Genomic DNA, 12,571 nt, shown 5'->3' with positions numbered 1-12,571 from the left:
TAAACATGATATTGACTCAAAATTATTGCTATGATAGCTCAAAATATATAAAAAAGGGAAAGCAAATTAGATGACCGACCTTGCCATAAAAATAATTTCTCAACTCAAGAAGCTTCCCGTTATGTTTCTTGTTATTTTCACATTATACAACATTAACTTACGCGAAATAAGTTCAGGCGACACATTACCTTCACGATATCTTCCTATCAGCATAATTACCGGCTTCAATCTCGATCTCGACAAGTTCCCTTACCTATACAATACCAAAACAAACAGCGAATATTTTTATATCCAGAATTCCAAAGGTCACTGGCTTTCAAGTTACCCGGTAATGCCTGCCATACTGGCAGTTCCAGTATATATCCCGGCAGTTATTTTCAATTTAACCGGTGACCCAAGGTGGGTCAACCTATTTTCCAAATTTGCAAGCTCTGCGATTGTTTCATTCTCTGCTCTTTTTATGTTCATGACTTTAAAGCTTATTGTCAGCGAAGACATGGCACTGCTGATTTCTCTTATTTATGCATTTGCAACCTCAAACTGGTCTGTCGCCAGTCAGGGATTATGGCAGCATGGACCGGTTGAGTTATGTCTCTCCATTGCCCTTTATTTTCTTGTAAAGGGAGACAAGGAAAGCAAATGGATTTATCTTGCTTCTCCTTTTCTTTCGCTTGCTGTTGCGACTAGAATGTCAACAGCATTAATCGCAGGAGGACTGTTCCTTTATGTCCTTGTATATCACAGGAAGGAGATTATAAAGTTCTCTCTCTCCGCAATCCCTGTCGCTCTATTGCTCTTTACATATAATCTTTATTACTTCGGTAATCTCACAGGCGGTAATGCAAGGCTTGAAAGCAAGATGCTTGAGTTGAAACCGATTGCTTCAGTCTGGACATCTAATTTTCTCTCAGGACTTGCAGGACTTCTGATAAGCCCGAGCCGGGGGCTTCTGATATTTTCACCGGTCCTTATTTTTTCATTCGCCGGGATTTATTATATCTTCAAAAACGGCGCGGCACCGCTCTGCAAATACCTATCAGTAATATCAATTCTCTACATTTTATTATTCAGCTTTTACACATCTTGGTGGGGAGGTCACACTTACGGTTACAGATACCTTATTGATATCATCCCGTTCCTTTGCATTTTTATTTCTTTTGCAATTGAGAGGATAATGCGTTCAAAACAATTAAAACTCTTATTCATGTTTCTTTTTTGCTTTTCCATATTTGTTCAGGTTATAGGCTTTTTTAATTATCCCGACACATGGAACAGCATTCCCACCGACGTTGACATTCACCCTGAGAGGGTTTGGGATGTCACTGACAACCAGATTATAAGATGCCTAAGAAATGGCGGACGACTCCCCGAGTTCTTCAAGCCTGAGTTCTTTTAGAAAGATAATTGAGATTTTATTTATACAATAGCTAATAACATCATATGTGTCCTGCTATCCATGCCGCACGCGAGCGCATGTATGGTCCGGGATTTGAGACAGAATATTTCCGTGGATTTGGAAGGGAGGCTGCAATAAGCGCAGACTCGGCTTTAGTGAGCTCTTCCACAGATTTGCTAAAATAGAGCTGCGATGCAGCCTCGGCGCCGTAGATGCCGTTCCCGGTTTCTATCACGTTGAGATAAACTTCAAGTATCCGCTCCTTGCTCCAGCATATTTCAATGAGGAAAGTAAAATATGCTTCAAGTCCTTTGCGAGGCCAGCTTCTGCCTGGCCAGAGAAAAACATTTTTTGCGGTCTGCTGGCTTATAGTGCTTGCACCGCGCTTTCTTTCATGGTTTTCATTGTATTTTACCGCCTTTTCTATTGCATCAAAGTCAAACCCATTGTGTTTTAGGAAATTCTGGTCTTCTGAAACGATGACAGCATGTTGAAGGTTTTTTGAAATCCTGCTTATGGGAGTCCATTCTTTTTTCAGGGTAAGATGCCCGCCTGATTTTACCTGCTCTGCGCACCTTATAAGCATCAAAGGCGTGACAGGGACAGGAATCCACCTGTAAGCGATTACAGGTATCAGGCTTATGATGACAAGCCAGAAAATAATTTTCCAGAAAAACCGCCAGATTTTTTTAATCAGTTTTATTATTTTATTTCCCCTGAAAATAAGTTTTTTTTATTATATGTTTAGATTATATTCTGACACAAAAAAGAAAAGGAGTGAAGAATGGACTTTATCGAAACCATAAAATCAAGAAGAAGCATAAGGGCTTTCAAACCTGAACCTCCTTCAAAGGCTGTAATAAAAGAATGCCTCGATGCTGCCATCTGGGCGCCGAGCGGGTCTAACCATCAGCCATGGGAATTTATAGTAGTTGCTGGTCCCGAGCTGGACAGGATAAGGGATATTGTCGAGGAAAAGTTCATTTTCAGAATGAAGGAAGTGGACGCCTTCAGCGATGTTCCCGACTTCTGCCAGGAACGACAGGAGGAGCTATTCGAAGTGATGGGTGAAGCGGCGGAGAAATCCGGATTTGGAGGCGGAGATTTTTTTCAGAAGATCATGAGATTCTTTGATGCACCTGTTGGTGTGTTTTTTGTAACATTTAAAAGAAAAGACAATCTTTTCACCGTCAGCGCTGTTCCTGCCGTAGAGAATTTCCTGCTCGCCGCCCATGCCAAGGGCCTTGGTGCGTGCTGGCTCGGGATCGCAGCTATATGCGCTGAGGACATAAGAGCTTATCTAGGGCTTCCTGAGAACAGGGAGATAATCGCTCCCATCGCATTGGGTTACCCTGATGAGAACTCACCTATCAATAAATTCACAAGGACTCGCACACCTGCTGATAAACTTACTACCTGGATTGGGTTTTAAATGATTGGTTTTAAATAACCGGAGGAAATTATAATGATTGTTGACATTCATAACCATATCACACCCAAAGGGCATCCCTTCCATCTTCCTGTTGAAGAGTACCTGAAGAACATGGATGAACTTAAGATAGACAAGACAGTCATACTTGGGAAAGACTATGGAAAGATGGGTGACAGACAAAATGCCAACCTCACCGATGAACAGGTTTCAGAATTCGTTTCAGCACACCCTGACCGTTTCATTGGTTTTACTGCCGTCCATCCTGACAGGGAGATAAAGGCAAACGTCGAGAGGCTTGAACGTGCAGTCGAACTGGGGCTCAAAGGTATTAAGATAAATCCCCATGCAGGATTCTACCCGAATGACAGCAGGCTCTATCCGGTATATGAGAAAGCTGAAGAGCTCGAGCTCCCTTTAATGTGCCACACCGGAATAAAGGCGCCTGCAGAAGGAACAAGAGTAAAATATAACAACCCTGTTTATCTTGATGATGTTGTCGTGGATTTTCCTGATTTAACCGTAATAATCTCACATGGCGGATACCCATGGGTTGAAGAAGCAATAATGGTGGGTCTTTTCGCAGAGAATGTCTATGTGGAGATATCAACCCTTAATCAGCTCGAGCAGTCAATGGGGTTCGAAGTTGTAACACCAACGCTTAAGAAGCTTACTGCATCGCTTGGAGCGCACCGCGTATTGTTCGGCTCGGACGGGATATTCAATCAGGAAGCTTTGATGAACAGCGTTAAAAATGCTGATTTCCTCTCAGAGCGCGACAAGGGAAACATACTGGGTGAAACCGCAAAGAAGATTTTCAAGATTTAGATTTCAGGAGGAGATAAAGTCAGAAGTCAACCCTGCTTAAATCACTGTCAGGATGATTGCCGCAATGCTTGTAATCATCGAAGTTATCGCTAAGTCCATAGGCTGCGCGGATATCATGCATTCCGCGTGCAAGACGGATATAATACTCTAACGTGGGCTGATTTGCCTTGTGGAACACGGAATTCTTAACAGGTCTGAAAACAAGCCCCATCATTGATACTCCGTGCTTTGCAAGATACTCGCAACCTTCAAGATTCGACTTTAAAGCCTCATCAACAGTCTCAAAACCATAGGGTTTTACCATCTCGCATCCTGCCACGATGTTTGTTGCCACATTTCCCGGACCGAATATCTCGACAGCATCAAAAAGGTTCCTCACCCAGTTATCCCATCCTACATATTTTTCCTTTGCCGGACAGACCCACTTGAAACGCTCCCTGTCCCACACTTCCATATCAGCGCAATATGTAAGGACACCTGTCTCATCATAAAGCCGTTTCACCTGCTTTTTGTTATAGGCGCAAGCCAAAAGCTGGCTTGGAAACCTTCTCGAAGAGAAATTTTCTCCAACTGCCTGAAGGATTTTAATATAGCGGTTGAGCTCTGAATCGAATGGTTCCTCTCCCTCCGGGTCAGCTCCACCTGTTATATTTATTGTAGAGAATCTTCCCGGCTCGCTTATAGCTTCTGCGACTATCTCCTTTATATCCTGCGGATCAAGGGCTATCTCCCTCTCGGAGAGTCTTTTTTTGAGAAAGGTGTTGATGGAACAGAATTTGCAGGCATTGCCTCCTTCCCAGAAGTGGCAGTACCTGTATGCCCATATATTTATAACCTGCGGCCTGAACATCCCGACACTTTCCATGGGAGTTCCCTGGCTCGTCTTTTTCCCAACATATGACGGCTTGGCGCAAAAATCCGCCTCTTCTATAAACTCGCCATTGTAAAAGATTCCAAGTCTGTCTTCGAAAAGGTCGACCGTGTAATGGTCATTCATGCACTCGCCCGCTGCAGTGAGAACAGAAGTCCCGTCTCTCAACACTGTGGGGCCCGGATATTGCCCGTATTTTTCTTTCAATGCATCGGTATAGACAAGTCCTCTCCTGTAAAGGTCAATCTTCAGGATTGTGAACTTTGGCACATCAGGATATTTCTCTACCGCTTGTCTGTAAGTTAAATCTTTATCCATATTTCGAAAATATTCATTTCAGGAAGCCATGTCAAGAAAATGAGTCTAAAACAAATCAGAAAACATCTTGACATATAATACGACTCTCCGTACTAACATGAACTTATGGCAAAATTGAATGATGGACAAAATCCAGCGAGAACATTTGCCGGAATTGTAATCCCCCCTGAGCTTAAGACTTATCACTACTATAATTTATACTTCGCATCCTTGCTAGTCGCATGCCTTATAACCCTTCCTGCTGTGGTACAGCCTGCATTTTTAAAAGACGTAATAAATATTCCAAAAGAGCAGTCCGGCTCCATCAACTCCGGGCTTCAGAACATGGGACAGATCGCATGGCTTCTTTTTACAGGCGCGGCAGGAATACTTTCAGACAAGGTTGGACGGCGCAGGCTTGTAATCGCCGGATTTCTGATAAGCGGGATCTTCTATGTATTGTTCGGCTACACAAAGGATATCTGCCTTCTCATGGGAGTTGAAGGCTTGGGAGGACAGATTGTTGCAACTTATGTCATAAGGTTCCTCATCGGAATCGGCATAATACTCACCTTCCCGCAGATCGGCACCATGTGCGCCGATTATTCCTACCCTCCTGACAGGGGCAAGGCGATGGCTTATCAGGGGATCACCATAAGCATAGGTTCAATGATAGTTTTCGGAGGACTGACACAGGTTGCAAAAAGTGCAGGGCTTATGAGCCTTTTTTATATTGCAGGTGCGGCATGTTTAATTGGAATTCTTATTTCCGTTTTCGGGCTCGTTGACCGCATGCCGAAAGAAAAGGCGTCTAAGATAAGCATGAAAGAATTATACAAGATAGTCACAAAGAGCATCCCTCTTAAAGTAAGCTATGTGGTGACCGTAATCTTAAGGGTAGACATACTAATAATCGCAACATACATCATTGTATGGATGGTTTATGCGGCAGATAAAATGGGAATGAGCCCCGTGAAGGCTACGGCAAGCGGAGGGATAATGCTTCTCATCATGTCAGTAGTAACGCTTTTTGCATGGCCTCCAATCGGCATATTACTCGACAAGTGGGGAAGAACTCCTGTCATCCTCCTTTCCATTGCTTCAACATCACTTGGTTATTTTCTTATCGCGGCTACTGAAAATCCATTTTCGCTGCCAATGTATTTTTATCTGTCATTGATAGGAATAGGTTTTTCCGCCGCAACAACTGGGGCAAGCGCGCTTACCGCTGATGCTTCGCCAAAGCATCTTCTTGGAAGCATCATGGGAGGGATGAATGCCCTTCAATCAATCGGCACTCTTGTTTTCCTTCAGGCAGGAGGAATCATGCTTGATGAGTTCGGCTACTGGAGCCCTTTCCTGATGAAAGGCATAGTCAATACTGCCTGCGGAGTCTGGGTTTTGAAAGTAAGGAAAGGGATCCCTTTTACACCTAAACAGGAATCAATGCCCGCAAGATGAGGCTCTTTCTCTAACTTTTCTTTGTTATGTGCCTTTTCCCAAATAAGAGCGCTAGCACCAAACCGGTCCCCATCATAAGAAACGAGGAAGGTTCCGGTGTAGGCAGAAAACCGTTTTTAGATTCTGAGTCATAAAACGCTGTATTAAGGGTTACTGTCTCGTCAACTATTCCATCCATATCTATATCCCAGCTTAAGGAAAGGAAGCGAAAAACATATGTGTCATACTTGGGATTATAAAAGGGATCACTGTATTGGATATCGCCATATGTCCCGATGTCAAAATCCATCCCTTCCCATGCAGTGCCTTCAATTCCCTGAAGACCAAAGTGTATTGTGTCTCCGTCAAAGATAGTAACAACTTCATCCTGAAACTCAGGCATCCATTTAATTACAAAATCATAGCCCCCAAGCCCATTGTCCGAATACCACCCAAGATTAAAATATTCCGCCAATGTTCCTTCAACAGTTATAGCTGCATCTACATTGTTGTCCTCTTCGGGAAGATTTGTCTCCTCTGTGCCCTCCATGAAATCATACACTGAGACATCTTTTTTTCCTTTAGCTACTGGTTTATGTTTTTTGCCGAAGTTTTCCTTCATTTTTGTTATATCACCTTCATTGTAGCTCCGTTCCCCTTTTGCGCGCTTTTCAGCAGATACATTCACACCATCAGTCATCTTATCAACATTTTCATCTTTCTTGCGATTATGATTAGCGCTATAAGTATGACCGACTTCATGTGCAGCACATTCAACCAATCCATTTACCAGTTTCTCATCCGTATTGAATGCAGGATTATCCTTAAAAGTTGTTACATTAACATTTACATTTTCCCCGTCGCCGGTGTTTCCCCAATTTTTGCCCTTAAAATTTCTGAAGTTAACACTTCTGTCAGCTTTCTCCTTGGGATCATCAGTCACTTTGATTACCCCGACTCCAAACTCTTTATCAAACTGAGCCTGAAGTTTCTCCTTAATGGATTTCTTAAGTGCATCAGTTAAATTTTCAAATTTCACATAAACTGTATCTGCATTACAGGTTGAAACAACTAAGGGAAATAAATTGAATGAAAAGAAAAAAATGAAAAACAAAGCTATACATAATTTTTTTTCAACTGGTCTAAAGGTCTTCATGGCATACCCCCCGCATCATAGGTTCGTGGCTTAAATTCAACCGGGACAAAATATTATATTTATGATGACGGATTTAGTAATATATCAGAATATATTACGCTATATGAATACTATTGATTTATGTCAGCTTTGAGGTTTGTCAAGCTAACTGAATTTGGTTAAAGGTAAATTACAATTAGTGCTTGCATCATTATTCAATGCAGACTAATAACAAGTCAATTCTCGGGGCTCACAAATTTAAAACCATTTTAGGGGGCAGGAAAATATGAAAGCAAAAAGCAACTCAATAGTCATGACAGAAGAAGAGATTGATGCGTTCTTGAGTGAGCAGAGAGTCGGCACACTATGCCTTGGTGACGGACAGTCATCATATGGTGTTCCGCTTGCATACTTTTACGGCGACAAGGTCATTTATCTCACGCTTGGACCTGGCGGAAGGAAGTCAGGTTACGTTGAGAAAAACAAGAACGTATGCTTCGCCGTACATTGGTTGGATCCAGATTACGGCAAAGGTAAGCGCTCATGGAAGTCTGTTATATGCGATGGAACACTTGAGAGGGTCACAAACCCTGATGAGATCGTCGGGGCCGGACGGGCAGCAGAAAAACACATGGGAATGCCGCAGGGAGCATTCGACCCCATACTTCAGATGACGCTCAAAAACCCGGCAGCATCTAATTTCTGGAGAATAAACATCACAAAACGCGGCGGCAAAGGTGTGGTAGATTTCGAAGAAACATTCGAAGAAGAATAAAATTTTTATAAAAAACTCTTTGCATGTCAGCACAAACTAAAGTATTTTTAACAGAGGAGGAGTTTTTTAATGGAAAAATTTAAACTTACTGCCGTAATCTGGGAAGAAGAAGTAGCTTTTGTTTCGAAATGTCCGGAACTTGGTGTTGCATCATGCGGCGCCACTCCACGGGAAGCACTATCAAATCTAAAAGAAGCAGTAGAACTCTATATTGATAATGCAAAAGCTATAGGGCTTTTAAAAGAAATCAAAGCAACTTTAAAAACAAAGGAAAAGTATACTTCAACTTTTGAAGTTGCTTTCAGATGACAAAACTCCCGGTTATTTCTTCAGATAAACTTATAAAGATTCTTCAAAAGTCCGGATTTACCTATGCTCCCAAAAGGGGTAAAGGTAGCCACGTTGCTTTATTCAAAACTGATTTAAAGGGAATTAAAAGGTTGGTAATCATACCCAAAAGAAGCAATATCCCTCGTGGGACATTGCTTTCAATTATTGATCAGTCAGGCATAAGCAAAGAAGAATTCATCGAACTTATAAAAAAATGATGCAATATCTATCTCTTCAAGTAAAATTGTTATATTTAGAAATCATTACATTTCCCGACCCATGCTAAAAGAATATTCACCCAATGTTTTTTTGTGAGCGCAAAAGTTTACAGTAATTGAATAATTGTCAATATCCGCTTATTACGCCTTTCCCCACAGATTTTGTTGCAAACGCAAGATTTGGATTGCAGACGCGAAAGTAGTTGATGAGTAAACCGGAGTGTACTTTTCCGTACATGAGGATTTACTAATCAGCTACTGACAACGTATATCGCCAAATCTTGCGTTTGCCTTGCTTACTCGCAGAACTTAGCTAACGGTGGTAAAGTCTGGAAATTCATAGCCTCCGGCGGCACCCCTACCTGCACCCCAAGTACAAACCCCTTGTCCTCCATGAGGTTAAACTGAACCCATTCACCGCGTCCGTAAAGTTGTTTGTCCTTTTCAGCAACAGTGTAAGGCTCATCCTTGCGTCTTTTTATTATCTCAAGCGATGTGGCGAGGAAGACATCTCCGCTTTCCTTAAAAAAGTCAAACCCACCTGCCTCAATATCATAGGCGATTCCTTTTCCTCCAAGGACCATCTTTTTGGAATACTGCGAGGTAAACAGCCAGCATAACCTCTCCTGCATTTTCGCAAAATCCTTGCCGTACTTTTTGGAAAGTTTTTTCATTTCATCTTCAAACTCCTTAAGGTCATCATCTATGATAACCGCAGGCGAGAGATCGCAACACCCCATGAACATCTCTCCGCCATTTACTCTGTAACGGAGGCTTATCGCCGCTGTAGGTACCTTTGGATTCGTCATATAAGTCAGTATCTCAAAAACCCTTACATCCGCAGCTATACCTGTTTTTGGATGCTTGACCTTCAATGCAGAATATGAGACCCCGGCCTTCTCGAACACATCACCCTTAAAAGCACGCACCTCCATCAATCCCAGCGGCGTATCCCATTTTCTGTAATCAACTTTGCCAGCTTTATCAATCTCGCCGAAGGCAGAAAGCGTCCTGTTCTTCAGATCCTCAAAATATGCATCAACCTCTTTTAAATGCGACATGACAACCTCCTTCACTATTTCAAACGTATTTAGAAATTAGCTGCAAATCCTATCACATACCTTGCGACATTTGACGGAATACCCCCCTGCTCGTAGTAAAGCTTGCTGAAGACATTATCAATCGAGAAGGAGACATTCAATTTTCCGTTAAACAACGGCTGTGTCATTTTGTAATCCCAAATCCAGTGCTCAGGCTGACGGAATATTCCGGTTGCATATGAGCCTGAGAAAAAATCCGTAGTGCTTTTATACCTGCCTGAGATATCTAACCTCAGTCCGAAAGGCATGGTATAATCTGAAGAAACTTTGAAGATATGCGTCGGCATATAAGCTATTCTCATCTCATCCTGAAATTTCGGTCCCAGCGACTTGCCGTCACTTGCGACCCAGATTGCCTGCGCTTTTCCCTGACCGAAATCAAAAGGATTGTTATTGCCGGACACAGCCCTCTGGAAAAGATAAGAAACCGAAATATCCCAGTTCTCTATCGGTTTCACATCAACGCTCACATCAAATCCCTGGAATACCGCATCAGGACCGTTAATGAATGTCCCTGCCCTTGGGTTGGTTGTGTTAATGTTAAATTTCGAAAGCTGAGCCTTCGAAACACCGAGGACTTCTCTGCTATATTTAATGACCCTGGGATCTCCATTTGCCTTCCCATATCCGATGGCTGAAAGGGGCACTGGGATTTCAAGCCCTGCATAATCATCATAAAAATATGCAATGTCTCCGCTTATGTATTTAGTGGCAAATCTGAACCCCAATTCATATGTCCAGTTTACCTCAGGACCGATTGTCGGGTTACCCCAAAGCCTTCCGTTTGACTGTCCAAGTCCATTCTGCCGCGCGAAGTCTTCAAACCTTCTTGCCCGGCCTACTGAAAAACGAAGGCTTGTCCCTGGGTTTATGGAATAATTTATTCCAAACCTGGGAGAAAACTCATCATCAAAGTTCTCTATAAATGTAGTTGCCTGGTCCCATCTTCCTCCTACAGATAAGCTGAAATCCTTAACAGTCAAAAGATCCTGTAAGAAAAGTGAATGGATATTATGTTTAACAGTAGGTTTGTTATACAAAATCAGGTCAGGCGGAGTCTGGCTCTTTGCCCACTGATATTCCTGCCCTACCGTAAGAACATTGCCATCAAATATATCAAATTTATAAGAAATATCATTGGCTAACGTCAGAGCTCTGTCAACGGTAATCCCTGGGAGCGGATTGAAAGGACTTACCCCGTTTAACGTCACATAATGGTCTTTTTTCCCTGATGCTTTCGCCTCTTTATTATATTTAACAAAATCACCTACGGTTATGAAAACTGCACCTCCGGTGTTTTTTGTCAATCCCATCCTGAAATTATAAGTGAGGTTTGGCGTTATTTCCCACTTATCCGAGACATTGAAAGCCTCTCTCTTGTTAATGACATTAAGAAAGAATTGAAGGAATGTATCTGTCGGGCTTTCAAGAGCTTTACTCCCGGGAGAAAAACCCAGGAAAAAGTTAGTGTTTAAATATGACGGGCTTATTCTAAGCGCATTCCCCTTGAAAAGATTGATCCCGAGGTTTAACTCTGCAGAATACTTTTCTCCCTTGTCATGGTCACCCACATCCATCAGTTCATTAAGGTCAGCTCCAGTCATGAAAGGAGTTTCTATACGGTCAGAAAATTTCTTGCTGCCATCCGGGAGCCTTGTTCCCGGGTGTTTCTCTCCATATAAACGCTGTGCAGTAGCAACCACGGATTTTTCTGCTGATGTTATACCTGAGAGATGAGAATACGAGCCGCTAAAAGCATAATCAAAATACTTATTCCCCCAGCTATGGTAAAAAGTATAATTCTCATAAAGCTCGTCTTCAGCTTTGCTCCTTCTCTGGTATGTGCCAAACTCCATAGACGCTTTTGTGACAGGTATCCTTTGTCCTTTTTTTGTTATGATGTTTATTACTCCTGCTGACGCCTGTCCGCCATATTGCGCAGATGAAGCGCCCTTCAGGACTTCTATCTTCTCTATATTTTCAGAAGGTATCTGATACATGTTTGCATACCCTGAAGCAGGGTCGTTTGCAGGAACACCGTCAACAAGGAGAAGTATGCCTGCTGAATTAACGCTGGGAGGAGCAATGGTTCTCCCCCTTATCTTGATTGTCTTGGCAAATTCCGATCCGCCGCTTTCAACCTGAACACCAGGTGTATTTTTTATCAAATCTGAAGCATTTGTAACTGCACCGAGTTTTTCTATGTCTTTTGCTCCAACGATAGCTACCGATGCCGTCGTCTTTGAAAGAGGGACATCCTGCCTTTCTCCTGTGACTACAGTTTCCTCTCCTTCAACGACACCTGCCTGAGCCAAGGTGAAGTTGACCTGATTAGTTTCCCCGTCTACGACTATGACTCCCAAAGCCTCAGCAGGATTATATCCAAGAAGTTCAGCCCTTAACTTATAAGTCCCAGGAGCAAGTCGTATCTGATATTCTCCCTTTTCATTGGTAAATTCCAAAATGTTCGTACCTTCCACTGTTATAGCTATACCGGGCAGAGGCGCTTTGCTGCTCTTATCAGTAACTATTCCCTTCACAATTCCCTGTTCAGCGGAATAAGCAGGCTTATGAATAAAGATGCTCAGTGCAAAGACAAAGATTATTACGAGAAAATAGCATGGTGCTTTTTGTGAAAAACGATAAGCCATGGCATCCTCCTTAAATGTTATTCTAAAAGGGAAGATAATGAGTTCTTTAAAATGAAAAAAATAATTTTGCCTTATTTTATATTTTTAGTAAACATGTAATA

Annotated in this window: 12 protein-coding genes; 7 read left to right on the top strand and 5 right to left on the bottom strand. The window is 42.3% G+C overall.

Annotated elements, in window-relative coordinates; all coding sequences use genetic code 11:
- The first annotated feature begins 121 nt into the window (after window positions 1-121).
- On the top strand, window positions 122-1,396 hold the full coding sequence (locus HZA77_14335) for a hypothetical protein (protein MBI5376608.1): 1,275 nt from the start codon (window positions 122-124) through the stop codon (window positions 1,394-1,396).
- 40 nt (window positions 1,397-1,436) lie between these two features.
- On the opposite strand, the gene mtgA is transcribed toward HZA77_14335, so the two are convergent.
- Window positions 1,437-2,099, bottom strand: a complete 663-nt coding sequence (gene mtgA, locus HZA77_14330; GenBank protein ID MBI5376607.1) for a monofunctional biosynthetic peptidoglycan transglycosylase — start codon at window positions 2,097-2,099, stop codon at window positions 1,437-1,439.
- 81 nt (window positions 2,100-2,180) lie between these two features.
- Here mtgA and HZA77_14325 point away from each other — a divergent pair, with 81 nt between their 5' ends.
- Window positions 2,181-2,828 (top strand): nitroreductase, encoded by a 648-nt coding sequence (locus HZA77_14325; protein ID MBI5376606.1) that lies wholly within the window; start codon window positions 2,181-2,183, stop codon window positions 2,826-2,828.
- Between the two features lie 33 nt (window positions 2,829-2,861).
- Entirely contained in the window at window positions 2,862-3,653 is a 792-nt protein-coding gene (locus tag HZA77_14320; protein ID MBI5376605.1) for an amidohydrolase, read from the top strand.
- Window positions 3,654-3,672: 19 nt separating this feature from the next.
- Here the strand turns inward: HZA77_14320 and HZA77_14315 are convergent, their stop codons facing one another.
- Window positions 3,673-4,842, bottom strand: coding sequence for a radical SAM protein (locus tag HZA77_14315; GenBank protein ID MBI5376604.1), 1,170 nt, complete (start codon window positions 4,840-4,842; stop codon window positions 3,673-3,675).
- A 105-nt stretch (window positions 4,843-4,947) separates the two neighbouring features.
- Between HZA77_14315 and HZA77_14310 the strand changes: the two genes are divergently transcribed.
- On the top strand, window positions 4,948-6,282 hold the full coding sequence (locus tag HZA77_14310) for an MFS transporter (GenBank protein ID MBI5376603.1): 1,335 nt from the start codon (window positions 4,948-4,950) through the stop codon (window positions 6,280-6,282).
- 10 nt (window positions 6,283-6,292) lie between these two features.
- Here HZA77_14310 and HZA77_14305 read toward each other — a convergent pair whose 3' ends face one another.
- The gene (locus HZA77_14305; protein ID MBI5376602.1) at window positions 6,293-7,417 is read right to left on the bottom strand and encodes a PEP-CTERM sorting domain-containing protein; all 1,125 of its coding nucleotides are present in this window, start codon (window positions 7,415-7,417) and stop codon (window positions 6,293-6,295) included.
- A gap of 265 nt (window positions 7,418-7,682) precedes the next feature.
- Here HZA77_14305 and HZA77_14300 point away from each other — a divergent pair, with 265 nt between their 5' ends.
- From HZA77_14300 to HZA77_14290, 3 genes are all read left to right on the top strand, one after another.
- Window positions 7,683-8,171 carry a pyridoxamine 5'-phosphate oxidase family protein gene (locus tag HZA77_14300; protein ID MBI5376601.1) on the top strand — a complete coding sequence of 163 codons (489 nt, stop codon included), beginning with the start codon at window positions 7,683-7,685 and terminating at the stop codon, window positions 8,169-8,171.
- 69 nt (window positions 8,172-8,240) lie between these two features.
- The gene (locus HZA77_14295; GenBank protein MBI5376600.1) at window positions 8,241-8,480 is read left to right on the top strand and encodes a type II toxin-antitoxin system HicB family antitoxin; all 240 of its coding nucleotides are present in this window, start codon (window positions 8,241-8,243) and stop codon (window positions 8,478-8,480) included.
- Window positions 8,477-8,719, top strand: coding sequence for a type II toxin-antitoxin system HicA family toxin (locus tag HZA77_14290; protein ID MBI5376599.1), 243 nt, complete (start codon window positions 8,477-8,479; stop codon window positions 8,717-8,719). Before HZA77_14295 ends, HZA77_14290 begins: the two co-directional genes overlap by 4 nt.
- A gap of 296 nt (window positions 8,720-9,015) precedes the next feature.
- Here HZA77_14290 and HZA77_14285 read toward each other — a convergent pair whose 3' ends face one another.
- Together HZA77_14285 and HZA77_14280 are read right to left on the bottom strand one after the other, a co-directional pair.
- Window positions 9,016-9,780, bottom strand: a complete 765-nt coding sequence (locus HZA77_14285; protein ID MBI5376598.1) for a coproporphyrinogen III oxidase — start codon at window positions 9,778-9,780, stop codon at window positions 9,016-9,018.
- 29 nt (window positions 9,781-9,809) lie between these two features.
- Window positions 9,810-12,470: a TonB-dependent receptor gene (locus HZA77_14280; protein MBI5376597.1), complete on the bottom strand. Its 2,661-nt coding sequence runs from the start codon at window positions 12,468-12,470 to the stop codon at window positions 9,810-9,812.
- Between the last annotated feature and the right edge of the window lie 101 nt (window positions 12,471-12,571).

Source organism: Candidatus Schekmanbacteria bacterium, assembly GCA_016219965.1.
Lineage (GTDB): Bacteria > Schekmanbacteria > GWA2-38-11 > GWA2-38-11 > J061 > JACRJM01.
The sequence above is the reverse complement of the archived record's forward strand: the minus strand, read 5'-3'. Positions and strand labels throughout refer to the sequence as shown.